Source organism: Specibacter sp. RAF43, assembly GCF_052114065.1.
Taxonomy (GTDB): Bacteria; Actinomycetota; Actinomycetes; order Actinomycetales; family Micrococcaceae; genus Specibacter.
Genome location: NZ_JBFREA010000012.1, coordinates 127,049 through 151,766, shown reverse-complemented (window position 1 = coordinate 151,766; position 24,718 = coordinate 127,049). Strand labels below are relative to the sequence as shown.

The 24,718-nt window shown below is 69.2% G+C and carries 22 protein-coding genes; 16 read left to right on the top strand and 6 right to left on the bottom strand.

What is annotated here, in order from left to right; translation table 11 throughout:
* Positions 1-154: 154 nt before the first annotated feature.
* Positions 155-1,834 carry a glycoside hydrolase family 13 protein gene (locus tag AB4Y80_RS08855; RefSeq protein ID WP_442213688.1) on the bottom strand — a complete coding sequence of 560 codons (1,680 nt, stop codon included), beginning with the start codon at positions 1,832-1,834 and terminating at the stop codon, positions 155-157.
* 66 nt (positions 1,835-1,900) lie between these two features.
* A complete protein-coding gene (gene mshA, locus AB4Y80_RS08850) occupies positions 1,901-3,163 on the bottom strand; it encodes a D-inositol-3-phosphate glycosyltransferase (protein ID WP_442213687.1) in 1,263 nt (420 codons plus the stop codon).
* 135 nt (positions 3,164-3,298) lie between these two features.
* On the opposite strand from mshA, the gene alr reads away from it, so the two are divergent.
* The 5 genes from alr to tsaD all read left to right on the top strand — a co-directional run bounded on the left by alr (position 3,299) and on the right by tsaD (position 7,498).
* On the top strand, positions 3,299-4,504 hold the full coding sequence (alr, locus tag AB4Y80_RS08845) for an alanine racemase (protein ID WP_442213686.1): 1,206 nt from the start codon (positions 3,299-3,301) through the stop codon (positions 4,502-4,504).
* A complete protein-coding gene (gene tsaE, locus AB4Y80_RS08840; RefSeq protein WP_442213685.1) occupies positions 4,501-5,139 on the top strand; it encodes a tRNA (adenosine(37)-N6)-threonylcarbamoyltransferase complex ATPase subunit type 1 TsaE in 639 nt (212 codons plus the stop codon). Before alr ends, tsaE begins: the two co-directional genes overlap by 4 nt.
* A 9-nt stretch (positions 5,140-5,148) precedes the next feature.
* The gene (gene tsaB / locus AB4Y80_RS08835; protein ID WP_442213684.1) at positions 5,149-5,862 is read left to right on the top strand and encodes a tRNA (adenosine(37)-N6)-threonylcarbamoyltransferase complex dimerization subunit type 1 TsaB; all 714 of its coding nucleotides are present in this window, start codon (positions 5,149-5,151) and stop codon (positions 5,860-5,862) included.
* 71 nt (positions 5,863-5,933) lie between these two features.
* On the top strand, positions 5,934-6,410 hold the full coding sequence (gene rimI / locus AB4Y80_RS08830; RefSeq protein WP_442213693.1) for a ribosomal protein S18-alanine N-acetyltransferase: 477 nt from the start codon (positions 5,934-5,936) through the stop codon (positions 6,408-6,410).
* Complete coding sequence (tsaD, locus tag AB4Y80_RS08825; RefSeq protein ID WP_442213682.1) at positions 6,407-7,498, top strand: tRNA (adenosine(37)-N6)-threonylcarbamoyltransferase complex transferase subunit TsaD; 1,092 nt, start codon at positions 6,407-6,409, stop codon at positions 7,496-7,498. Before rimI ends, tsaD begins: the two co-directional genes overlap by 4 nt.
* Positions 7,499-7,524: 26 nt before the next feature.
* Here the strand turns inward: tsaD and AB4Y80_RS08820 are convergent, their stop codons facing one another.
* Positions 7,525-8,667 (bottom strand): glutamate--cysteine ligase, encoded by a 1,143-nt coding sequence (locus AB4Y80_RS08820; protein WP_442213681.1) that lies wholly within the window; start codon positions 8,665-8,667, stop codon positions 7,525-7,527.
* 96 nt (positions 8,668-8,763) lie between these two features.
* Between AB4Y80_RS08820 and AB4Y80_RS08815 the strand changes: the two genes are divergently transcribed.
* Positions 8,764-9,576 (top strand): shikimate 5-dehydrogenase, encoded by an 813-nt coding sequence (locus AB4Y80_RS08815; RefSeq protein WP_442213679.1) that lies wholly within the window; start codon positions 8,764-8,766, stop codon positions 9,574-9,576.
* 18 nt (positions 9,577-9,594) lie between these two features.
* On the opposite strand, the gene AB4Y80_RS08810 is transcribed toward AB4Y80_RS08815, so the two are convergent.
* From AB4Y80_RS08810 to AB4Y80_RS08800, 3 genes are read right to left on the bottom strand one after another with little or no spacing between them, the layout of a single operon-like run.
* A complete protein-coding gene (locus AB4Y80_RS08810) occupies positions 9,595-10,830 on the bottom strand; it encodes a THUMP-like domain-containing protein (RefSeq protein WP_442213678.1) in 1,236 nt (411 codons plus the stop codon).
* A gap of 49 nt (positions 10,831-10,879) precedes the next feature.
* Positions 10,880-11,692: an ABC transporter permease gene (locus tag AB4Y80_RS08805; RefSeq protein WP_442213677.1), complete on the bottom strand. Its 813-nt coding sequence runs from the start codon at positions 11,690-11,692 to the stop codon at positions 10,880-10,882.
* Complete coding sequence (locus AB4Y80_RS08800; protein WP_442213676.1) at positions 11,689-12,588, bottom strand: ABC transporter ATP-binding protein; 900 nt, start codon at positions 12,586-12,588, stop codon at positions 11,689-11,691. The genes AB4Y80_RS08805 and AB4Y80_RS08800 overlap by 4 nt, the downstream gene beginning before the upstream one ends.
* 296 nt (positions 12,589-12,884) lie before the next feature.
* Here AB4Y80_RS08800 and groES point away from each other — a divergent pair, with 296 nt between their 5' ends.
* The 10 genes from groES to guaA all read left to right on the top strand — a co-directional run bounded on the left by groES (position 12,885) and on the right by guaA (position 24,659).
* A complete protein-coding gene (gene groES, locus AB4Y80_RS08795) occupies positions 12,885-13,181 on the top strand; it encodes a co-chaperone GroES (protein WP_442213675.1) in 297 nt (98 codons plus the stop codon).
* Between the two features lie 73 nt (positions 13,182-13,254).
* Positions 13,255-14,865 carry a chaperonin GroEL gene (groL, locus tag AB4Y80_RS08790; protein WP_442213674.1) on the top strand — a complete coding sequence of 537 codons (1,611 nt, stop codon included), beginning with the start codon at positions 13,255-13,257 and terminating at the stop codon, positions 14,863-14,865.
* A gap of 282 nt (positions 14,866-15,147) precedes the next feature.
* A complete protein-coding gene (gene guaB / locus AB4Y80_RS08785) occupies positions 15,148-16,662 on the top strand; it encodes an IMP dehydrogenase (RefSeq protein ID WP_442213673.1) in 1,515 nt (504 codons plus the stop codon).
* A gap of 83 nt (positions 16,663-16,745) precedes the next feature.
* On the top strand, positions 16,746-17,819 hold the full coding sequence (locus AB4Y80_RS08780) for a BtrH N-terminal domain-containing protein (protein WP_442213672.1): 1,074 nt from the start codon (positions 16,746-16,748) through the stop codon (positions 17,817-17,819).
* 53 nt (positions 17,820-17,872) lie between these two features.
* Positions 17,873-18,997, top strand: coding sequence for a GuaB3 family IMP dehydrogenase-related protein (locus AB4Y80_RS08775; RefSeq protein WP_442213671.1), 1,125 nt, complete (start codon positions 17,873-17,875; stop codon positions 18,995-18,997).
* A 181-nt stretch (positions 18,998-19,178) separates the two neighbouring features.
* Positions 19,179-20,918, top strand: a complete 1,740-nt coding sequence (locus AB4Y80_RS08770) for a glycerol-3-phosphate dehydrogenase/oxidase (protein ID WP_442213669.1) — start codon at positions 19,179-19,181, stop codon at positions 20,916-20,918.
* Positions 20,919-20,968: 50 nt separating this feature from the next.
* Entirely contained in the window at positions 20,969-21,460 is a 492-nt protein-coding gene (locus AB4Y80_RS08765; protein ID WP_442213668.1) for a PTS sugar transporter subunit IIA, read from the top strand.
* Positions 21,461-21,511: 51 nt separating this feature from the next.
* Positions 21,512-22,438, top strand: coding sequence for an SURF1 family protein (locus tag AB4Y80_RS08760; protein WP_442213667.1), 927 nt, complete (start codon positions 21,512-21,514; stop codon positions 22,436-22,438).
* Positions 22,435-22,956, top strand: a complete 522-nt coding sequence (locus tag AB4Y80_RS08755) for a DUF3817 domain-containing protein (protein ID WP_442213665.1) — start codon at positions 22,435-22,437, stop codon at positions 22,954-22,956. The genes AB4Y80_RS08760 and AB4Y80_RS08755 overlap by 4 nt, the downstream gene beginning before the upstream one ends.
* Positions 22,957-23,069: 113 nt before the next feature.
* Entirely contained in the window at positions 23,070-24,659 is a 1,590-nt protein-coding gene (guaA, locus tag AB4Y80_RS08750; protein WP_442213664.1) for a glutamine-hydrolyzing GMP synthase, read from the top strand.
* The last annotated feature ends 59 nt before the right edge of the window (positions 24,660-24,718 follow it).

Here is a 24,718-nt window from a genome sequence, read left to right as displayed (position 1 = left end):
CAAGAAACCCGAAGCCCTCATCGCCCTAGCCATGCTCAGCCTGGGAGGCCACAAACCCGCCCTCCCAGGCCGAAACTAACCCACGGATACGTCAGAAGAGCCGAAAAATCGCGAAAATCGCCTTGTTTTCGACATCTTTTGCGGGTCAGTTGCGTTAAGGGGCGAGCCAGTAGGTTGTTTCGCCGGGGATGAGGGACGCGGCGGGTTCCCCGGAGCTGAGCACCACCTTGGCCAGCACGACGTCGGACGGCAGCGCCGCCGGGGCCTTGCCAAAGTTGGTGATGACCTCCCAGCCGTTGGGGCGGCGGTAGCGGCTGACGGTCGCCGCCGGCTCGCTGACCCACGCCAGGGACTCCTCCGCCTGCAGCTTGCGCCGCCAGCTCAGCGCCGCCCGGTACATCTCCAGCGTGGACCCGGCCGCGCCGTCCTGGACGCTGGCGGCCTTGTGCGCGAACCAGTCCGGCTGCGGCAGCCAGGGCGGGCCGCCAAACCCGAAGTTCGCCGCCGTCGCATCCCACGGCAGCGGCACCCGGCAGCCGTCCCGGCCCTTGACACGGTGATTGCTGCGGAACCAGGTGGGGTCCGCCAGGGCGTCCTCGGGCAGGTCGGCGACCTCGAACAGGCCCAATTCCTCGCCCTGGAACAGGTAGGCCGACCCGGGCAGGCCGAGCATGAACAGTGTTGCCGCCCGGGCCCGGCGCAGGCCCCGTTCCAGGTCGGCGGGGGGCACGGTGCCCCCGGACATCAGCCACGCCTCCATCTCCTCCCGGGTGCTGACGCCGTCCACCGCATAGCGGGACGGGTGGCGGACGACGTCGTGGTTGGAGAACACCCACGTGGAGGACGCGCCGGATGCGTCCGCCTCCACGAGGCACTTTTCGGCAATCGCCCGGAACTCCACGGCGTCGAACGGGGCCTGGAGCAGGTCAAAGTTGAACGCCTGGCCCAATTCCGTCGGGCGGGCGTACTTCAGCCGGCGGTTGGTGAACGGCACCCAGGCCTCGGCGACGGCGGCCTTGGGCGGGTCGTATTCGTTGAGCACCCGCCGCCAGCCGGCAAAGATGTCGTGCACGGCGTCCCTGTCGAACAAGGGGTCCGTGCCGTCATCGACCTCGATGTCCAGGATCGTCTTGGAGCGCAGCGGCAGCGCCATGTCCTTCGCCAGGGCGTGGGCCACATCCACGCGGAACCCGTCCACGCCGCGGTCGGCCCAGAAGCGCAAGGTGGTGTGGAAGTCCTCGCGCACCTCCGGGTTGTCCCAATTGAAGTCGGGCTGTTCCTTGGCAAACAGGTGCAGGTACCACTGGCCCGGCCGGCCGGCGTTCGGCCCGCGCTGTTCAATCACCCGCGTCCAGGCGCCCCCGCCAAAGTGGGAAATCCAGTCCGACGGCGGCAGCTCGCCATCCGCGCCCAGCCCGTCCAGGAAGTGGTACCGGGCCCGTTCCGGGGATCCGGGCGCGGCCGCCAGCGCGGCCTGGAACCAGGCGTGCCGGTCGGAGCTGTGGTTGGGCACAATGTCCACGATGACGCGGATGCCGGCGTCGTGCGCGGCGGCCACGAGGGCGTCAAAGTCGGCCAGCGTGCCCAGGCGGGGGTCGACGTCACGGTAGTCGTCGACGTCGTACCCGCCGTCCGCCAGCGCCGAGGGGTAAAACGGGCTCAGCCAGATGGCGTCGATGCCCAGGGCGGAGAGGTAGTTCATGTGGGCCGTGACGCCGGGCAGGTCGCCCAGCCCGTCGCCGGTGGTGTCGGCGAAGCTGCGCGGATAGATCTGGTAGACCGCGGCCTGGCGCCACCAGGTGGGGTTGGGGTCCGAAACTGCGGGACGTGTCATGGGGAAAGGTCCTCTCGTCTTCAAGGTGACGGTATCAACGCTCGGCTGCGCCGCACCGCGGGCGCCTCAGCATCCCGGCGGGGCCACGTACTGGTAGGTCACGGACAGGTCGTAGCTGGCCATGGTCTGGGCGGCCGTGTCTTCCCAGCCGTAGGATTCGGCAAACACGGAGGCCGCCCGGCCCATGTCGATGCGGGTGTCCGGAAAGTCGTACAGTGAGGCGATGGCGTCGGCCCACACGCGGCCGGACCGGCCCTCCACCAGCAGGCCCGTGCGGCCGTCGCTGATGGCCCGGGGCAGCCCGCCGACGTTTGTGGCGATGACGGGGGTCCCGCACGCCTGGGCCTCCAGGGCCACCAGGCCGAACGATTCGCTCGCGGACGGCATGGCAACCACGTCCGCGCTGCGATACCAGTGGGCCAGTTCCAGCGACCCGACCGGCGGCATCACGGTGGCCACCCCGTCCAGGCCGGCGTCGGTGATCAGCTGGGCCAGATCGTATTTGTCGCGGCCGCTGCGGGCGCCCAGGAAGCTCAGGCGGAGCGGGATCTCCGGGCGGTGCCGGCGCAGGCAGGCGGCGGCCTTGACCAGGACGTGGGGACCCTTGAGCCGCTGGATCCGGCCGGCAAAGACCACATGGAAGTCCCCGGCCCCCACCCCCAGCTCGCGGCGGGAGCGGTCCCGGAAGGCGGGCTTGAAAACCTTCAAATCAACGCCGGGGGAGACGACGTCGATGCGTTGCTCGCAGCCGTCATAGTGGCGTTCCAGCTCGGCGGCCTCGGCCGTGGTGTTGGCGATCAGACGGGTGGCGGCGGCCACGATGTGCTGTTCGCCGTCCGCCCTGATGCCGGGCTCGGCACTCTGGCCGGGCAACAGGTGGTTGTTCTTCACCCGGGCCATGGTGTGCATGGTGTGGACGAGGGGCACCTCGAGCGTCTTGGCCACCAGGATCCCGGCCATGCCGGAGACCCAATAGTGCGAATGGATGACGTTGACCGGCACCGCGGTGCCGTCGGCGGCGAGGGCCGTGATGTGGGCGGAGACGGCGTCGGCCATTTCGTTGATGAGCTCCGGCAGGGCTTCCTTGGAGACCTTGGCAAACGGCCCGGCGGTGATGTGGTGCACCATGACCGCCGGGGCCAGCGCGACGGTGTCGGCCTGGTCGGCCGAGGTGCGCCGGGTGTAGATGTCCACCAGCATGCCGGCGGCCGCCAGCTCCAGGGCCAGCGCGCGGACATAGACGTTCATGCCCCCCGCATCGCCGCCGCCGGGCTGCTCCAGGGGGGAGGTGTGCAGGGACAGCATGGCCACGCGTCGAACCTGGTGCACGGTGACTCCTTCCGCATAAGCGCTGCGTGTAACTGTATATATCTTTCCACCGCCGGCACCAGCCACACCCACCCGCCTTCCCGCCCGGGCTGGCGCCTGCGCCGGACGGCTCCGCTCCGGGCCTAAAATGAAGGGGTGACTTCCACTGCAGCCACCGTTCCCAGCCGGGTTTCGACCCCTGAACGGCAAGCCATCATTGACCTCGCCGCCATCGGCAAGAACGTCGCCGCGCTGCGCGCCATCGCCGCACCCGCCCGGCTCATGGCCGTGGTGAAGGCCGACGCCTACGGGCACGGGGCGGTCCCGGTGGCCCGGGCGGCCGTGGCGGCCGGTGCCGAGTGGCTGGGCACCGCCCACATCAGCGAGGCCCTGGTGCTGCGCCGCGCCGGCATCGACACCCCGCTGCTGGCATGGCTGCACACCCCCTCCTCGGACTTCGCCGCGGCCGTTGCCCACGGCATCGACATCGGCTGCTCGGGCTGGGAGCTGGAATACATCGCCGCCGCCGCGCGCGCCGAGGAACGCCCCGCCCGCGTGCACCTGAAGATCGACACCGGGCTGGGCCGCAACGGCTGCGCCATGGACCGGTGGGACGCCCTCGTGGCAGACGCCATCGCCTATCAGGACCAGGGCCTGCTGCGCGTGGTGGGCGTCTTCAGCCACCTGGCCGTCGCCGACGAGCCCGACCGGCCGGAAACCGACCGCCAGCTCCAACTCTTCCGCGAGGCCGTGGCCGTCGCCGAGGACGCCGGGGCCGACCTGGAGGTGCGGCACATCGCCAACACCCCCGCCACGCTCTCGCGCCCGGATTCGCACTTTGACCTGGTGCGCGTCGGACTGGGCATCTACGGGCTCTCCCCCTTTGCCGACCAGACCTCCGCGGACCTCGGCCTGCACCCGGCCATGACCCTGCAAACACAGCTGGCCCTGTGCAAGGACGTCCCCGCCGGACAGGGCGTCTCCTACGGGCTGAACTTCATCACGGACCGCCCGACCACGCTGGGCCTGGTCCCGCTGGGCTATGCCGACGGCATCCCCCGCATCGCCACCGGCGGCCCCGTCCGGATCAACGGGGTCACCTATCCGGTCATGGGGCGCATCGCCATGGACCAGATGGTGGTTGACCTGGGGCCCGATGCCGGCAACCGCGGCGCGGACCCCGGCACCGCCGCCGTGCTCTTTGGCAACGGCGCCGACGGCGGCCCCACCGTCGATGATTGGGCCGCGGCCGCCGGAACCATCAACTACGAGGTGGTGACCCGGATCAGCCCGCGCGTTCCGCGCACCTATGTCAACGGCGGGTCCGGCAGCGAGCCGCGCCCCGAAGGCGCCGACGCATGATGTGGGAGTTCGCCACCACCACCGCCGAGCAGACCCGCCAGCTCGCCCGGAACCTGGCCGCCTACCTGCGGGCCGGGGACCTGATCGTCCTCACCGGCGAGCTGGGCGCCGGCAAGACCACCTTCACCCAGGGCCTGGGAGCGAGCCTGGGGGTGCGCCCGGGCATCATTTCCCCCACGTTTGTGCTGGTCCGCATCCACCCCAACCTGCCCGCTGGCCCCAACCCGGGCGGCCCCGACCTGGTCCATGTGGACGCCTACCGGCTGGGCTCGGCGGCGGAGATTGACGACATCGACCTGGAAAACACGATGGACTCCTCCGTGACCGTCGTCGAATGGGGTGCCGACCGGGTGGAGCACCTGGCCGCCAGCCGCCTGGAAATCGACCTGGTCCGCGCCACCGGCGGCCCGTCGCGGCCGGTGCAGGCGCCCGCGGGAGCGGCCGGCCCGGCCGCCGCCCCGGCGTCGAGCGGCGACGGCACCATCGATGGCACCGTGGACGGGACCTTTGACGGCGAGCCATTCGGCGACGGCGACGACGACGAACCGCGCCTCCTGCGCCTGCGCGCCATCGGTCCGCGCTGGGACGGCGTGGACTTTGCCGCGCTCGCAGCCGTCTCGGACCCGGTGGAATAGGCTAAAGACGTGCGCATCCTCACCATTGACACCTCCGCCGTGGCCAGCGCCGCGCTGCTGGAATTCGACCCCGGCGCCGGCCCCGACGGGCCGCTCACGGTGTACGCCGATTTTGCCACGGCGGACACCCGCAGCCACGCCGAGGTGCTGGCACCCGGCGTGCGTGCCCTGTTCGCCGACGCCGTGACGCAGGGCCCGGCCCTGGACGCCATTGTGGTGGGCGTGGGGCCCGGCCCGTTCACCGGCCTGCGCTCCGGGATCGCCCTGGCCCGCACCCTCAGCTTCGCCTGGCAGGTGCCGCTGCACGGGCTCATGAGCCTGGACGCGCTGGCCTGGGACGTGCTCTTCGCCGCGCCCGACGGCGCCCCCCGGGCCGCGCCCGACGGCGAGTTTGTGATCGCGACCGACGCGCGCCGCAAGGAAATTTACTCGGCCCGCTACGACGCCGACGGCGCCCTGCTGGCCGGACCAGCGGTGGGCCCGGCCGTCGCGCTCCGCAATGTGCCCGTGTACGGGGCCGGCGCCGGCCTGTATGCCCAGGAACTGGCCGCCGGCGGCTGTGTCGTGGATCCCGCCTTTGCCCATGCCCAGCCCACGGCGCTGTCCCTGGGCCGGATGGCCGCGCGCAAGCTCCGGGACGGGGCGGAACTGCTCGCCTCCACCCCGCTGTACCTGCGGGAATCGGACGCCAAGGTGCCGGGGCCGCGAAAGCGTGCCCTGTGACCCCCCGCGCCGGGGAGGAGCCGTCGGCGGCGCCCCCTGCTGAGGGTCCGGCGCCGGCCGTGCTCCGGGACATGGTGTCGGCGGACATCGATGCGATTGCCGCCATGGACGTGCGCCTCTTCGGCATCGACTGCTGGCCCCGCCACATGTTCGTCGATGAGCTCGCGCAGCCGAAGACCCGGCGGTACATCGTCGCGGAAGTGGGAGGATCCGCCGAAGTCAAGAGGATTGTCGGCTACGCCGGACTCATGTGCGTGCCGCCCATCGGGGRCATCCAAACCATTGGCGTGGAGCCCGAATTCGGGGGCCGCGGCATCGCCCGGGCCATGCTGGCCGAACTCCTGGCGGAGGCGCGGCGGCGCGGCGCCCGGGCCGTCATGCTGGAGGTCAGCGCCGTCAACCCGCGGGCGCAGGAGCTTTATGCGCGGTTCGGCTTTGAACACATCCACACGCGGCGCCGGTACTACCGGGACGGGGCCGACGGGCTGGTCATGCGCCTGACACTCTCCGACCCCCTCACGCACCACCACCGGAAGGACCACCCATGACGTCGGCGGAACCCCTGATCCTGGGCATCGAGTCCTCCTGCGACGAGACCGGCGTCGGCCTGGTCCGCGGCACGGAGCTGCTCACCAACACGGTGTCCTCCTCCATGGCCGAACACGTCCGCTTTGGCGGGGTGATCCCGGAGATCGCCTCCCGCGCCCACCTGGACGCGCTGGTGCCCACGCTGGAGAAGGCCCTCTCGGACGCCGGCGTGAGCCTGGCCGACGTCGACGCCATCGCGGTCACGAGCGGGCCCGGCCTGGCCGGCGCGCTCATGGTGGGGGTCAGCGCCGCCAAGGCACTGGCACTGGCCACGGGCAAGCCGCTGTACGCCATCAACCACCTGGTCGCCCACGTCGGGGTGGGGCTGCTCGATCCTTCCATCGCCGCCCGGTCCACCGCCGGGGCGCTGCCGGAAAACCTGGGCGCCCTGCTGGTCTCCGGCGGGCACACGGAGATCCTGAGGGTGCGCAGCATCGCCGAGGACGTGGTGCTGCTGGGCGCCACCATCGACGACGCCGCGGGGGAAGCCTTTGACAAGGTGGCCCGCCTGCTTGGGCTCAGCTACCCGGGCGGCCCGGCCATCGACGCCCTGGCCAGGGCGGGCAGCGCCAAGGCGATCCGTTTCCCGCGGGGACTGACGGCGCCCAAGTACATGGGCACCGCCGAGGCCCCCGGCCCCCACCGCTACGACTTCTCCTTCTCCGGGCTGAAAACGGCCGTGGCCCGCTGTGTCGAGGCGTTTGAGGCGGCCGGCGAGGAGGTCCCCGTGGCCGACGTGGCGGCGTCGTTCCAGGAAGCCGTGCTGGACGTCATCACGGCCAAGGCGGTGCTGGCCTGCCGCGAGCACGGCCTGACCACCCTGCTGCTTGGCGGGGGAGTCGCGGCGAACTCGCGGCTGCGCGAACTGGCCGCCCAGCGCACCGCGGCGGCCGGGATCACGCTGCTGGTGCCGGCGATGTCCCTGTGCACGGACAACGGTGCCATGGTGGCGGCCCTGGGCGCCCAGCTGGTCATGAATGGCGTGGCCCCGAGCGACCTGGCGTTCGCCCCGGACTCGTCCATGCCGGTGAGCAGCATCAGCCTCTAGATCCTCAACCGGGCGGGGCCGGGCGTCTAGTTGGCGGCCATTTCGGCGACCAGGCCCCGGACGACGGCGTGCAGATCGCCCTCGTGGGCGTCGGCCACGGCGCGCTGGCGCTGGTAGCCGGCCCCCTTGGCGATGATCTTTTCCACATCGGCGAGCTCATTCGCGCAGCCGAGCCGGGCGGCCACGGGCTCCATCTTGTTCAGCAGTTCCACGATGTCCACGGTGACCGGCCGTTCCCTGCCGGCGGCGTCCAGGATGATGATGGCGTCCAGTCCGTACCGGGCGGCACGCCACTTGTTTTCCTGGATGTGCCAGGGCGGCATGGTGGGGATGGCGCCGCCGTTGTCCAAGGTGGTGGAGAAATCATCCACCAGGCACTGGGTCAGTGCGGCGATGGCGCCGATTTCCTCCAGCGTGGACATGCCGTCGCAGATGCGCATCTCGATGGTGCCAAGTGGGGCCACCGGGCGCACGTCCCACCGGATCTCGCTGGTCGTGTCGATGACCCCGGTGGTGAACATGTCCTCCACATAGGCCTCGTACCCGGCCCAGTCGGCAAAGTGGAACGGCAGCCCGGCCGTGGGCAGCTGCTGGAACATGAGCGCCCGCTGGGACGCGTAGCCGGTGTCCTCCCCGTTCCAAAACGGCGAGGAGGCGGAGAGCGCCTGGAAGTGCGGGAAGTAGTTGACCAGCCCGTCCAGCACGGGCATGGCCTTGGCCACATGGTCCAGGCCGACGTGGACGTGCACGCCGTAAATGAGCATCTGGCTGCCCCACCACCGGGTGCGATCGATGAGCTTGGCGTACCGGGCCTTGTCCGTCACGGCCTGGTCGCCCGGGGGGCTGAACGGATGGGTTCCGGCGCTGAGCAGGTCCAGGCCCAGCGGGTGGGCGGCCTCGCGCAGGATGTTCAGGTTCCGGCGCAGATCCGCGGTGCCTTCCGAGACGGTGTGGCAGATGCCCGTGACCAACTCGACGGTGTTGAGCAGCAGCTCACCCTTGATGTGGGGGTGCTCACCGTTGTTCATGACCTCCGGATGGCTGCCGCTGACGTTGGTCAGCACGTCATTGGCCCGGGGGGCGAGTTCGCCGCCCTGCGCGTCAACCAGGGCGATTTCCCACTCCAACCCCAGGGTTGACTGCTCCGATGCGGCGAAGTCAATTTTCACTAAGGCGTTCCCTCTCAAGCATGAATACCGTGGCACTTGCGGGACGGGTGCCGGAAGCATTCTGATTCTAGTGCAGGACCCGGGCACAATGGGATGGTGCCTATTTTGAACAAAGATATGACGTTGTGCATTTCACTGGCGGCCCGGCCCAGCAACATCGGCACCCGCTTCCACAACTATCTTTATGACGCCCTGGGCCTGAACTATGTGTACAAGGCGTTTGCGCCCGTCGATTTGGGGCAGGCCGTGGCGGGCATTCGCGGGCTGGGGATTCGCGGGGCCGCCGTGTCCATGCCGTACAAGGAAGATGTCATCACCATGGTGGATGTGATGGACGCCTCCGCCGCCGCCATTGATTCGGTCAACACGATTGTCAACGACGCCGGTGTCCTGACCGCCTACAACACCGACTACCTGGCGGTCGCCCGGCTCCTGGCCGCGCACCGGATCCCCGCCGGGGCCACCGTGCTGCTGCGCGGCTCCGGCGGCATGGCGAAGGCGGTCGCCGCGGCCCTGCGGGATGCCGGACTGACCGGCGTTTGGATCGTGGCCCGCAATGAGGCCGCCGGGCGGGCCCTGGCCGGGCTGTACGGCTTTGCCTGGCGGCCGGCGGTGGCCGGCCTGGCCGCGGACCTGCTCATCAACGCCACCCCGCTGGGCATGGCCGGGGCCGATGAAGCGGCCCAGTCCTTCGCCGACGCAACGGTGCGGGCCGCCCATGTGGTGTTCGACGTCGTCGCACAGCCTGCCGAGACCCCGCTGATCCGGGCGGCGCGCGCGGCCGGAAAACAGGTCATCACCGGTGCCGAGGTCATTGCGCTTCAGGCCGAGGAACAGTTTGTGCTCTACACCGGCGTGCGGCCCAGCCCGGAGCTGGTGCGCGAGGCCTCCGAGTTTTCCAGGCGGTAGTCGCGGTGCCGGGACCGGCTAGAGCGCGCGCGGGCCGTCCAGGCGCCCGTGGGGTTCGACCACGACGGCGACCCTTTCGTCCCCGATCCGGGTCAGGACCAGCGTGGCCTTGTTCGGGCCCTTGCCGGAGCCGGTCAGCAGCTGCCGGCGCAGCTCCTCGGGAGTGACGGACACGCCGCGCTTTTTGATGTCCAGGACGCCGATGCGGTTTGCCTTCACCCAACTTTTCAGCGCCTTGACGTTGAACGGCCTGACCTCCAGGACCTTGTACGCCCGGGCGAACGGGGTCGGAACGGGCGTGTCGGCACAAATGTAGGCGATGTGTTCATCGAGCAGGTGCCCGCCGAGGCGCCGGGCCAGCTCGGCCACCAGGCCGGCCCGGATGACGGCGCCGTCGGGCTCGTACAGGTAGCCGGCGACGGCGCCGATCTCCACGTCCTGGCCGCCCGGGACGTAGTCGACGGCGCTGGTGAGCTCGGCCGCGCCGCGCCGGCCGGTGACCAGTGCCGCGCGGCGCACGCCGGGGCGGGCCAGGGCGTTGAAGTACAGGCCGGCCTCCACGACGTCCCCGTCCACCGAAACCCATTGCGCCTCGCAGTTCCCGGGCAAGGATTCGTGCGGGATGCCGGGGCCCATTTTCACGCCCACGGCCAGGCCGGTATCCGCCAGCCGCTGCGCGAAGGACAGCGGCGGGGAGAACGCCTCCGGATCAAACAACCGGGTGGTGCCGGAGGTGGTGGTGCTGCGCCGGGCCGGATCCAGCCACACGCCGCCAACGCCGCTCAGGTCCGTGTCCTCGGCGCGCCCGCACACAACGGTGGCGTGCGGGAACGGCATCAGGTTCATGGTGGCGCACGCCGCGGTGGTCTCGTCCATCTCCACGGCGGTGACGTGAATGTCCAGGCTGGCCATGGCCAGCGCATCGGCGCCCAGGCCGCAGCCGAGGTCGGCCACCGCGGTGATGCCGGCCGCCGTAAAGCGTTGGGCGTGCAGGGCGGCGATGTTCAGCCGGGTGGCCTGCTCCAGCCCGGCGGGAGTGAACAGCATCGACCGGGCGAACTCCCCGAACTTGGCCTCCGCCTTGGCCCGGAGCCGGGACTGGGTCAGCGCGGCCGCCACGAGCTCGGGGGAGTGCCCGGCCTTGCGCAGGGATTCATTGAGCTTGAGCGAATCGGCTTCCCGGTACGCGCCCAGGGAGGACAAAAGTTCCCATCCCTCAACGGTGAGCAGGGGAGAGATTGCGTCGTGGGCCATGGAACAAGCGTAACCGGCGGCCGGCCCACGCCCGGCGTCCCGCTGCCGCTCAGGTGTCCTTGCGGATCCAGCGGAACGTCATCCGGCACAGCAACAGGCCGACCACCAGCCACACGCCCATGATCAGCGCCACCAGGCCAAGGTTCCACGCGCCGCCGGGTTCCACGACCTCAAAGGACGCCGGCAGGAACACGGACCGCATCCCCTGCGCCATCCACTTCAGCGGGAAGATGCTGGCGAAGTTCTGCAGCCACCCCGGCAGCTGCGAGAAGTCAAGGTACACGCCGGAGATGAACTGGAGCAGCAGCACGATGGGAATGACGACGGCGGTGGCGCTCTTGCCGGTGCGCGGCAGCGCCGACAGCGCGATCCCCAGCACGCAGCTGGTGATGACCCCGAACAGGAACACCCAGGCGAACGTGCCCCAGCGGCCCGGCTCGGTGGGCAGCGCCACGTTGAACGCGAACCGGGCCACGAGCAGGAGCAGGGTCACCTGCAGGACCGCGCTGACCAGCACCATGCCGATCTTGCCGATGAAATAGGAAAACACAGGCAGGGGTGTCCCGCCGAGCCGCTTGAGCGTCCCATCGCCCTTTTCACCGGCAATGTCCACGCCCAGGTTTTGCACGCCGCTGAGGAGCATGCCCGCGGCCACCATGCCGGGGACGTAGAACGCGGCGAAGCTGATGCCCCCGCTGCCGTCCGGGGCGGCGCCGATGGGGCCGCTGGTGCTGAAGGCGACGGCAAACACGGAGAGCATCAGGATCGGAAACAGGAACGTGAAAAACACGGAGTCGCCCTGGCGGAAATACCCCTTCAGCTCGTAGCCGATCCGCGACCACCCCAGTTCGAGGGTTCTCATGCGTAGTCCTCCCCGGCGGGTGCGGAGGCGGCGTGCAGGCCCGCGCCCGGGTGGTTGCCGACCAGGTCAAGGTAAATATCCTCCAGGCTGGGCCGGGTGATCTCCAGCCCGTCCACCTCGCCGCCGGCCTCGGCATAGAGCCGGGCGGCCAAGGCGGCCGGCGCGCTGGTGCGTTCGGACCGGGCGACGCCGTCCTGGCGCCACCGCACGACGGGCACCCGGGCCGCGGCCCCGCCCAGCTCGTCAACGGTGCCGATGTCGACCAGTTTGCCGCCCACGATCACCCCAGCCCGGTCCGCCAGGGTGGCGGCCTCATCCAGGTAGTGCGTGGTCAGCAAGATGGTGGTGCCCTCGGCCTTGAGCTCCCCGATGAGGCCCCAGAACTGGCGCCGGGCCTCCGGGTCGAAGCCGGTGGTGGGTTCATCGAGGAACAACAGCCTGGGCCGGCCGATGATCCCCAGGGCCACATCGACCCGCCGGCGCTGCCCGCCGGAGAGCTTGCCGATCCGCATCCTGGCTTGGGCGGCCAGGCCGACGGCCTCTATCACCCCGGCCACGCTGCGCGGGTTCGGATAGTAGCCGGCAAAGTGGGTGAGCTGCTCAAGGACGCTGACATTGCCGCTTTCCCCGCTGGATTGGAGCACGATCCCCAGCTGCGACTTCCACGCCAGCCCGCCGTGCTGGGGGTCCACGCCCAGGACGCTGACCTCTCCGCCGGTCCGGTCCCGGTAGCCCTCAAGGATTTCAATCGTGGTGCTCTTGCCCGCGCCGTTGGGGCCCAGCAGGGCAAAGGTTTCACCCTCGTGGATGTCGAAGCTGATCCCGTCCACGGCGGGGGCGCCGCCGTAGTTCTTGCTCAGCTCGCGGACGCGCACGGACGCCGGGGAAGTTGCCATGCACACATCGTGGCACCCCGGCGGGCTCCGGCACAATCCCGCCGCGGCGGCGCGCCGGGCGCCCGCCCGGACCGCCGCCGTCGCCCCTTTTATGACCGTTGGCTGGCACTCGCCTTGACCGAGTGCTAACCAAGTCAATAGAGTCAGAGTTAGCACTCTCACCCCGAGGGTGCTAACACCAAGAACTTTTGGCCATGGGATCATCACCGGCACCGCGACGACGGTTGGTGTCCCAAACGTGGCCGCAAGGTTTTTGAGCCATCCAAAGAATTTACTCATGTGAAGGAGAGGTCCGAGTGTCGGTCTCTATTAAGCCTCTTGAGGATCGTATTGTTGTTCGTCAGCTCGAAGCAGAGCAGACCACCGCTTCCGGTCTTGTAATCCCGGACACGGCCAAGGAAAAGCCCCAGGAGGGCGAAGTTGTGGCAGTGGGCCCCGGCCGCGTTGATGACAACGGCAACCGCGTCCCGATCGACGTTGCCGTCGGCGACGTCGTCCTCTACTCCAAGTACGGTGGAACCGAAGTGAAGACCGGTGGCGAAGAGCTGCTGGTGCTTTCGGCCCGCGACGTACTGGCCATCGTCGTAAAGTAACCACTGTTGTGAAGCCCCGCGCCGGTAAAGAGTGATTCACGGGCGCGGGGTCTTTGCGTGAAAGGACAAACGCATGGCTAAGCAACTTGCATTTAATGACAGCGCACGGAAGGCCCTCGAGGCCGGCATCGACCGGCTGGCGGACACCGTCAAGGTGACCCTCGGCCCGCGCGGTCGCAACGTTGTGCTGGATAAGAAGTGGGGCGCTCCCACCATCACCAACGACGGCGTCACGATCGCCCGCGAGGTGGAGCTGGAAGACCCGTATGAGAACCTTGGCGCGCAGCTGGCCAAGGAAGTGGCCACGAAGACCAACGATGTTGCCGGCGACGGCACCACCACGGCCACCGTCCTGGCCCAGGCGCTCGTGAAGGAAGGCCTGCGCAACGTGGCCGCCGGCGCAGCCCCCGGCGAGCTCAAGCGCGGCATCCAGGTTTCCGTGGAAGCCATTGCCAAGCGCCTGCTCGAGAATGCCCGCCCCGTGGAGGGTGGACAGGTGGCCGAGGTTGCCGCCATCTCGGCGCAGAGCCAGGAAATCGGCGACCTGCTCGCCGAGGCCTTCAACAAGGTCGGCAAGGATGGGGTGATCACCATCGAGGAATCCTCCACCACCACCACCGAGCTGGTCCTCACCGAGGGCATGCAGTTCGACAAGGGCTACCTGTCCCCGTACTTCGTCACCGACGCGGAACGCCAGGAAGCGGTGATGGAGGACGCGCTGGTTCTGATCAACCAGGGCAAGATCTCCAACCTCCAGGAATTCCTGCCGCTGCTGGAGAAGGCGCTGGCCGCCAACAAGCCGCTGTTCATCATTGCCGAGGATGTCGACGGCGAGGCCCTGTCCACGCTGATCGTCAACCGCCTGCGCGGGACGTTGAACGTGGTTGCCGTCAAGGCTCCGGGCTTCGGCGACCGCCGCAAGGCCATGCTGCAGGACATCGCCATCCTCACCGGCGCCCAGGTGGTCTCCCCGGAGATCGGCCTGTCCCTGGACCAGGTCGGCCTGGAGGTGCTGGGCACCGCCCGGCGCATCACGGTCACCAAGGACACCACCACGATCGTTGACGGCGCCGGCACGGCCGAGGACATCTCCGACCGCGTGGCCCAGCTGCATGCCGAGCTCAAGCGCACGGACTCCGACTGGGACAAGGAAAAGCTGCAGGAACGCCTGGCCAAGCTGGCCGGGGGCATCGGCGTGATCAAGGTTGGCGCAGCCACCGAGGTCGAGCTGAAGGAAAAGAAGCACCGCATTGAGGACGCCGTGTCCGCAACGCGTGCCGCCCTGGAAGAGGGCATTGTGGCCGGTGGCGGTGCCGCACTGGTCCAGGCCGCCAAGGCCCTCGACGATGACGCCACCGTGACCGCCCTGACCGGCGACGCGGCCACCGCCATCGACCTGGTGCGCAAGGCCGTGGCCCAGCCGCTGCGCTGGATCGCCCAGAACGCCGGCCACGACGGCTACGTCGTGGTGCACAAGGTGGGCGAGCTTGAGGCCGGGTTCGGCTTCAACGCCGCCACCGGCGAGTACGAGAACCTGGTCAACGCCGGCGTCATCGACCCGGTCAAGGTCACCCGTTCCGCCCTGCGCAACGCGGCCTCCATCGCCGCGCTGGTCCTCACTACCGAGGTCCTCGTGACGGAGAAGCCCGCCGAAAGCGACGAGCCCGCCGGTCACCAGCACTGATCCCGACTCCCCCGGTGACGGCTCGCTCGCGAGCCGCCGCCGGGCGCCGGGTCAGGCGTTGCGGACGCCGCTTCCCGTTTTTGCCACTCTTGGACCGGTGGCAGGACCGGGGAGCGGCGTCTTTTTTTGCTTAATGCCGAGCCCCGGGGTGAGGCGGTCGGGGGGAATAGGGCAGGGTCCGGCGTCGTTTAGAATGGAAACAACGCACAGACCAGCCCCGTAATGACGGTGCCGGCCATCGGTTGCACACCCTGCCGGTTCTACCCTGTTTCAGGAGCCTTAGTGTCACAGCCCGAAATTCATGACCCCTTCGCCTTTGTTGGCCTTACCTACGATGACGTCCTGCTCCTGCCCGGGCACACGGACGTGATCCCGTCCGAGGCCGACACCAGCTCCCGCGTCTCCAAGCGCATCACCGTGCAGACGCCGTTGCTGTCCGCCGCGATGGACACGGTCACCGAGGCCCGCATGGCCATCGCCATGGCCCGCCAGGGCGGTTTGGGCGTGGTGCACAGGAACCTGTCCATCCCGGACCAGGCCGAGCAGGTTGACCTGGTCAAGCGCAGCGAATCCGGCATGATCACCAACCCGGTCACCGTGGGCCCGGACGCCACGCTTGCCGAGCTGGACGCGCTCTGCTCCCGCTACCGCGTCTCCGGGCTGCCGGTTGTCGACGCCGAGGGCCGCCTGGTGGGCATTGTGACCAACCGCGACACCGTGTTCATCCCGGAAAGCGACTACCCGTACCGCATTGTCCGCGACCTGATGACCCGCATGCCGTTGATCACCGGACGGGTGGGCATCAGCCGCGAGGAAGCGTCCTCCCTGCTGGCCAAGAACAAGATCGAAAAGCTCCCGCTGGTGGACGACGCCGGCTACCTGCGCGGGCTGATCACGGTCAAGGACTTCTCCAAGGCCGAGCAATACCCGCTGGCCACCAAGGACGGCGAGGGCCGCCTGATGGTCGGCGCCGCGATCGGCTTCTTCGGCGACGGCTTCGAGCGGGCCATGACCCTGGTCGACGCCGGCGTGGACGCACTGTTCGTGGACACCGCGAACGGCCACAGCCAGGGCGTGCTGGATTTGATCGCCAAGCTGAAGGCGGATCCGGCCGCCCAACACGTTGACATCATCGGCGGCCAGGCGGCCACCCGGGAAGGCGCCCAGGCCCTGATCGACGCCGGCGCCGACGGCATCAAGGTCGGCGTCGGACCCGGCTCCATCTGCACCACCCGCGTCGTTGCCGGCGTGGGCGTCCCCCAGATCACCGCCATCTACGAATCCGCCAAGGCCGCCATCCCGGCCGGCGTCCCGCTGATCGCCGACGGCGGCCTGCAGTACTCCGGGGACATCGGCAAGGCGCTGGTTGCCGGCGCCGACACCGTCATGCTCGGCTCCCTGCTGGCCGGCACCGAGGAATCCCCCGGGGAGCTGGTGTTCGTCAACGGCAAACAGTACAAAACCTACCGCGGCATGGGCTCACTCGGGGCCATGCAGTCGCGCGGCAAGAACACCTCCTACTCCAAGGACCGCTACTTCCAGGCCGACGTTTCCGGCGACGACAAGCTCATCCCGGAGGGCATCGAGGGCCGCGTCGCCTACCGCGGCCCGCTGGCGTCCGTGGCCTACCAGCTGGTCGGCGGCCTGCGCCAGACCATGTTCTATGTTGGCGCCCCCACCATCCCGGAGCTGAAGGCGCGCGGCAAGTTCGTCCGCATCACCGCCGCCGGCCTGAAGGAATCGCACCCGCATGACATCCAGATGACGGTCGAGGCACCGAACTACCTCTCCAAATAGCCGTTGTGGCACGACGCCGGGACGTCACCTTTCGCCGCGATTGGTGACGTCCCGGCGTCGTTGGGCCCGGCTACAATCAAGCCATGCCCGTCGCCTACGATCCACGCGTCGATTTCTCCCATTGGGACAGCGGGCTGTGGCGCCGCGTCCTGGCCGCGTCCACCATCCTGGACCCGTTCACCGGACGCCCCTTCACCGAGCCCATGCTCTTTGGCCTCGGCGGCGGCGCCGGCTTCATGATCTTCACCTTTGAATACAAGGACATCACCACCGCCTCCATCGTGACCCGGTTCCACCCCGGCCCCTTTGTGGACAATATGATCCGGCGCAGCGGCGCCGCCGTCGCGGTCCAGCAGACGGGCAGCGCCCAGCTCGCCCAGGCCCGACTGGACGCAGCCCTGGAGACCGGGGCGTCCGTCGTCGTCCGGCTCGTGCGCGGCAGGCTGCCGTGGGTGGCGGCCGATCCCCTCGCGGACATGGGCTCGGTGGACGTCGCCGTGGCGGGTCGGGACGGGGCCGCGTACTTGGTGGACGACGGCGCCGGGCGCCTGGAGCGCGTCGACGCGCCCACACTGGCCGCGGCCCGGGCCGGGCGGAAGGCGGACAAGCACTGGCAGGCCCAGGTGGAGTCCACCGACGGCTCCGCGCTGACGGGGGACGTGGTGCGCGACGCCGTCCTGCAAGGGGCCGACGCCTTGTTGGCGCAGACCGCCCCGCCGGGAATTCCGGCCGGGTACGCCAAGAATTTCGGCATTGCGGGGATGACGTCCTGGGCGCACCGGCTGGCGGACACGTCCACGAAGCGCGGCTGGGCCAGGCTGTTCGCCGATCCGGCCCGGGCCGAGGCGGGGCTGGGCATGCTGCACGGGCTCCTGGCCGGGCGGCGCTACAGCGGCCCCGGGGCCCTGCGCCCGCTGCAGGCCGGCTTCCTGCGGGAGGCGGCGCAGGCGGCCGGCGCGGGCGATGCCGCCGAACGGGCGCGGTGGATGGATGCGGCCGCACAGTATGGGCGCCTGGGCGCGCACTGGGACGATTTGGCCGGGCTCATCGGGGCCGCCGGGGCCGCCGTTGCGCCCGACTTTGCGGCCATGGCCAACGCGGTGGAGGTCATCGCGGAGCTGGAATCCGAGGCGGCCCGGACGGTGCGCGGGCGGTAGTGCCGGCGGCGGCGGAAAATGGCCGGCGCCCGCGGCTGGGATAGGCTAGGGGCGTGACTTATGAGATTGAGATTGGCCGTGGCAAGCGTGGGCGTCGTGCGTACTCCCTTGATGACATCGCGATCGTTCCCTCCCGCAGGACCCGCGACCCCAGGGACGTGTCCGTCAAGTGGCAGATTGACGCCTACCAGTTTGAGATGCCCGTCATTGGCGCCCCCATGGACTCGGTCATGTCCCCGGAAACCGTCATTGCCCTCGGCAAGCTCGGCGGACTGGGTGTCCTGGACCTGGAGGGGCTCTGGACCCGGTATGAGGACCCGCAGCCGGTGCTCGATGAGATCGCCCTGCTGGAAGGCTCCGTGATTGAACCGGAGACCACGCTGCGCCTCCAGCAGCTCTACAGTGCGCCGATCCAGCCCGAATTGATCACGCACCGCCTGGCCGAGGTCCGCGCCGCCGGCGTCACGGTGGCCGGGTCGCTGACCCCGCAGCGCACGCAGGAACACTACCGGACCGTGGTGGCCGCCGGTGTTGACATTTTTGTCATCCGGGGCACCACGGTTTCCGCCGAGCACGTCTCCAAGACCACCGAGCCGCTGAACCTCAAGCAGTTCATCTACGAACTTGACGTGCCCGTGATCGTCGGCGGCGCAGCCGGCTACACGCCCGCGCTGCACCTGATGCGCACCGGTGCCGCCGGCGTGCTGGTCGGCTTCGGCGGCGGCGCATCCACCACCACCCGCCGCGCCCTGGGCATCCGGGCCCCCATGGCCAGCGCCATCTCCGACGTTGCCGCCGCCCGCCGCGACTACATGGACGAGTCCGGCGGACGGTACGTGCACGTGATCGCCGACGGCGGCATGGGCTCCAGCGGCGACATCGTCAAGGCCATTGCCATGGGCGCCGACGCCGTCATGCTCGGTGCCGCGCTGTCCCGGGCGGCCGAGGCACCGGGGCGGGGCTGGCACTGGGGCGCCGAGGCGCACCACCCGGAGCTGCCGCGCGGCCACCGGGTGAAGATGGACACGGTCGGCACCCTCGAGGAGGTGCTGTTTGGCCCGGCCCACACCGCCGACGGCTCGTCCAACCTGATCGGGGCGCTGCGCCGCTCGATGGCCACCACCGGGTATTCGGACCTGAAGGAGTTCCAGCGCGTCGAGGTGCTGGTTTCCCCGTAGCCTCTGCGGGCGGGCCCTGATGCGATAGGCCTGAATCGAATGGAACGCCCGGGTTGGTTGCGGACCGGGGCGTTCCTCGTTCCGGCGGCCGCGGTCACCCTGGGGCGCGGGGTCTGCCGTTCGGTCAGCCAACCGCGTATGGTTTTTGATATCAGAAGATCGTGTCTCCAGGAGGTCCGAAATGTCTGTTTCAACCCACCCCAGCGGCAATTTGGGGCCGGCAGCGCGGGAAGCATCGCTCGCTGCGCTACGGGCCACCAGGGAACCGGGCAAGGAACTCGACATCCTGATCGTGGGCGGCGGCGTGGTCGGCGCCGGTGCGGCCCTGGACGCCGTCACGCGCGGCCTGACGGTGGGTTTGGTGGAGGCCAATGACTGGGCGGCCGGCACGTCGTCGCGCTCGTCAAAACTCATCCACGGCGGGCTGCGCTACCTGGAAATGCTGGACTTTGCCCTGGTCCAGGAGGCGCTGCAGGAACGCGGACTCCTCATCCAGCGCATCGCCCCGCACCTGGTTCGCCCCGTACCCTTCCTGTACCCGCTGACCCGGCGTTTTTTTGAGCGCCCCTATGTGGGTGCCGGCATCCTGCTGTACGACACCCTGGGGTTGACCAGCGGCAACAGTCGCGGCGTCCCCCTGCACAAGCACCTCAGCCGGCGGGGCACCCTCCGGGCGGCCCCCAGCCTCAAGGATGACGCCATGATCGGCTCCATCCGCTATTACGACGCCCAGGTCGACGACGCCCGCCTGGTCGCCACCCTCATCCGCACCGCCGCCAGCTATGGCGCCCACACGGTCAACCAGACCCAGGTCATCGACTTCCTGCGCGAGGGGGAGCGGGTGGTTGGGGCGAGGGTCCGCAACCGGGAGAGCGGGGAGGAATTTGAAATCCGCGCCAAGCAGGTCATCAACGCCACCGGGGTATGGACGGATGAAACCCAGGCCATGGTCACCGACCGCGGCCAGCTGAAGGTCCGGGCCTCCAAGGGCATCCACCTCGTCGTCCCGCGGGACCGGTTCCAGTCCACCGTGGGGCTGATCCTGCGCACGGAAAAGTCCGTGTTGTTCGTCATTCCGTGGGGCCGGCACTGGATCATCGGCACCACGGACACGGACTGGAAACTCGACAAGGCCCACCCCGCAGCATCCAGCCAGGACATCGACTATGTGCTCGAGCACGTGAACAAGGTGCTCAAGCGCCCGCTCACCCGGGAGGACGTGGAGGGCGTCTACGCCGGCCTGCGCCCCCTGCTGGCCGGTGAAAACGACTCCACCGCCAAGCTGTCCCGCGAACACGTGGTGGCCCACCCGGTGCCCGGGCTGGTGGTGGTGGCCGGAGGCAAGTTCACCACCTACCGCGTCATGGGCAAGGACGCCGTCGACGAGGCCACCCGCGCCCTCGATGAGAAGGTGCCCCCGAGCTGCACGGAGACCATTCCGCTCCTGGGCGCCAACGGGTACAAGGCGGCCTGGAACCGGCGCAACCGCATGGCCGAGGACTCCGGCATCCACGTGGCCCGGGTGGAGCACCTGCTCAACCGCTACGGCTCCCTGGCGCAGGAGGTCCTGGACCTGATGATTGCGACGCCGGCGCTCGCCGATCCGCTGCCCGGCGCCGACGACTACCTGGGCGCCGAGGTGGTGTACTCCGCGACGCACGAGGGCGCCCTGCACCTCAACGACGTCCTGACCCGCCGCACCCGCATCTCCATCGAGGCCTGGGACCGCGGCGTCTCCGCCGCACCGGTCGCCGCCGCCTTGATGGGAGACGTTTTGGGCTGGAGCGAAACACAAAAGGAAAACGAGGTGGCCAACTACCTGGCCCGGGTCGAAGCCGAACGGCTCAGCCAGCAGCAGCCCGACGACGAATCGGCGGACGCGGCCCGGCTCGGGGCGCCGGGAATCGTCCCGTTGATCTGAGCCGCCGCGAGCCGCCGGCAAACTGTTGGACCGACCCGAAAAAGGTGTTTATGACCACAGGCACACTGGCACGCTACGAAACCGAGCTGACCAACCCCGGCCTGGTCATCCTGGAAATGGTGGCCGATTCCAAGCAGGATGCCGCCGCCCAGCTGGCCGCGAGGCTCTTTGACCAGGGCCGGGTGTCCAACCTTGACGGGTTCCTGCGCCACGTCAACGCCCGCGAACACCAGATGGCCACCGGCCTGCCGGGCGGGATCGGCATGCCGCACGCGCGCAGCGACTACGTCACCCAGACCTCCATCGCGGTGGGCATCACGAAGTTCGGCCACAGCCTGGACTTTGGCGCCATGGACGGCCCCGCCACCGTCGTGCTGCTCATCGCCACCCCGGCCAGCTCGTTCTCGGAACACCTGGAGGTGCTGGCCACCTTGGCGCGCTCGCTCTTCAAGGAGAATTTCCGGGAATCCCTGCGCCGCGCCCACGACGCCGAGGTCATCGCCGAGCTGATCAACTCCTCTTTGGTGTTCTTTGACCATTGAGGTGCGGGGCCGCATTCGTTGTTCTACACGCACACGAAGTACCGTTAGAGGGTGCTGAAAACTGCCCTGAAGCCACGATGGATCGCCGCGCTGGTGTTTGCCCTGGCTGCCGCGGCCGTTTTCGTGCTGCTGAGCCAATGGCAATTTTCCCGTTCCCTGCACAAGGACGTCGCCCCGCCTGCCGTGACCGAGAAAGTCCAGCCGCTGCTGGCCACCCTGCAGCCGGGCCAGCCCCTGCTCGGCAACGCCGAAGGCCAGCTGGTCACCATGAGCGGCCATTTTGATGCGGGCAAGCAGGTCATCGTCCGGTCCCGGGTGGAGGCCGGAAACGTCGGCTATTGGGTTGTCACCGCGTTTGTGGTGGACGGCGCGCCCAAACTCTCCGGAGCGGCGGCCACCGACCGGGTTGTCATCCCCGTGGCGCGGGGCTGGATCGCCGACCCCGCCCACGCCACGGCGCCGCCCGCCGGGACACTGACGGTCCAGGGCCGCCTGCTCAATTCCGAGGGGCCGGTCCTGGTGAAGGATCCGCCCCCGGACCAGGTGGGCGCACTGTCATCGGCCGAGTTGACCAACCGGTGGAAAACCACCACCTACGCCGCCTTTGTCGTGTCCTCGCATGAGGTGGCCAACGGCGTCGAGCGCGGCGCCGGGACCGGAACGGGGGACCTTCTCCCCATCACCATCACGGCCACCGACCAAAACAGCAAGGTCAACTGGCTGAACATCTTCTACTCGATCGAATGGGTCGTGTTTGCCGGCTTCGCCGTCTTCCTGTGGGGGCGGCTGGTGGCCGACGACTACCGCCGCGACCAGGACGAACTGTTCGACCTGGCCCATTCCGGAGACGACCCCGATAACCCCGGCACGGGCCCGGACAACCCCGCCGGCCCCGATGACCCCGGCGCGGGCTCCGACAGCGCCTCGCCGAACACCACCGCCCCAACCCCGGATTTCAGTAAAGAGGTAGAAAAGTGACCGACCCCAAACCCGCCGCCGCCAATACCGGGGCCGGCAGGCCGGAAGCGGCCAAGGCCGGCGCCAAGCGCCGCTTTGGCGGCACCCCGGCGCAGATTCACAGCGCCCTGACGTTCTACAAGGTGCTCGCTTACGCCACCGGCACCATGCTCCTGCTGCTCACGGCGGAGCTGGTGGTGCGGTACGGCTTCCACAGCGTACTTATGGCCGGCGGGACCAATGCGGCCACCGGCGCCTCCCACGGCTTCGGCCTGGTCAACATCGACGGCGGCGTCATGGCGGTCACCGGCGGGCTGAACATCTCCACGCTGGTCTTGATCGTGCACGGCTGGATGTACGTGGTGTACCTGATCGCGGACTTCCGCCTCTGGTCCCTCATGCGCTGGCGGTTCGGCCGGCTCGTGCTCATTGCGCTCGGCGGCGTCGTGCCGTTCCTGTCCTTCATTGTCGAGGCGCGCATCCACAAGGAAGTGCTGGCCGAGGTCGAGGCCAACCCCAAAGCCGGGAAACGCTACTAGGCCTCGCGGCCCGGGCGCCGGGCGCCGGGCACCCGGACATCCGGTCGCCGGGCATCCGGGCGCCGGCGAAGGACGCGGGTGGGCGGCCGGTGAAGGTGGGTTAAGATTGAACGGTGACTAACCCCGCTACGGCCCAGACTTCCCAGAAGCCCGTCCTGGTTGTGGATTACGGTGCCCAGTACGCCCAGCTGATCGCACGCCGTGTGCGCGAGGCCAATGTGTACTCGGAAATCGTGCCGCACACCCTCACCACCGAGCAGCTGCTCGCCAAGGACCCGGCTGCCATCATCCTCTCCGGTGGACCCTCCAGCGTCTACGCCGAGGGTGCGCCCAACGTCGGCGCAGACCTCTTTGAAGCCGGGATCCCGGTCCTGGGGATTTGCTACGGCTTCCAAGCCATGGCGGCAGCCCTCGGCGGCACCGTCGCCAAAACCGGCCAGCGCGAATACGGGGCCACCAAGGTGACCCTGGTGGGGGAGGGGCGCTCCATCCTCGCCGCCGTCCCCGGCGTGCAGAACGCCTGGATGAGCCACGGCGACAGCGTCCAGGCGGCCCCGGCCGGATTCGAGGTGCTCGCCTCCTCGGCCGGCGCCCCCGTCGCCGCGTTCGCCCATGAGGAAAAATGCCTCTTCGGCGTGCAGTGGCACCCCGAGGTCAAGCATTCCGAATTCGGCCAGCAGGTGCTGGAGAACTTCCTGTTCCAGGGCGCCAAGCTGGAACGCAACTGGACCACCGGGAACATCCTCGAGGAGCAGGTGGAGCGCATCCGCGCCCAGGTCGGCGACGCCAAGGTGCTGTGCGGCCTCTCCGGCGGCGTGGACTCCGCCGTGGCCGCGGCCCTGGTGCAGCGGGCCGTCGGCGACCAGCTCACCTGCGTGTTCGTCAACCACGGACTGCTGCGCCAGGACGAGGCGGAGCAGGTCGAACGCGACTTTGTGGCCGCCACCGGCGCCAAACTGTACGTTGCCAATGAGCAGGACCGCTTCCTGAACGCCCTGGCCGGCGTCTCGGATCCGGAGACCAAGCGCAAGATCATCGGGCGCGAATTCATCCGCGCCTTCGAGGAGGCCGAGCGCGCCATCATGACCGCGGCCGCCGCCGAAGGCGAGGAGATCAAGTTCCTGGTCCAGGGCACCCTGTACCCGGACGTGGTGGAATCCGGCGGCGGCGAGGGCGCGGCCAACATCAAGAGCCACCACAACGTGGGCGGGCTCCCCGAAGACCTGCGCTTCGAGCTCGTGGAACCGCTTCGCGCCCTGTTCAAGGACGAGGTCCGCGCCGTGGGCGCCCAGCTGGGCCTGCCGGCCGAGATCGTCGGCCGCCAGCCCTTCCCCGGCCCGGGCCTTGGCATCCGCATCGTCGGGGAGATCACCCGCGACCGCCTGGAGCTGCTGCGCAAGGCCGACGCCATTGCCCGCGCCGAGCTGACGGCCGCCGGCCTGGACAACGAGGTGTGGCAGATGCCGGTGGTCCTGCTCGCCGACGTCCGCAGCGTGGGCGTCATGGGCGACGGGCGCACCTACGGTCATCCAATCGTGCTGCGCCCGGTCTCCAGCGAGGACGCCATGACGGCCGACTGGTCACGGCTGCCCTACGATCTGCTGGCCCGCATCTCCAACCGAATCACCAACGAGGTGGAGGGCGTCAACCGGGTTGTCCTGGACGTCACGTCCAAGCCGCCGGGAACGATTGAGTGGGAGTAACCCCCCACCAGGTCGCTGGAGGGGCGCCAAAGTGCCCGGTTCCGGGCTTAATTTGCCGC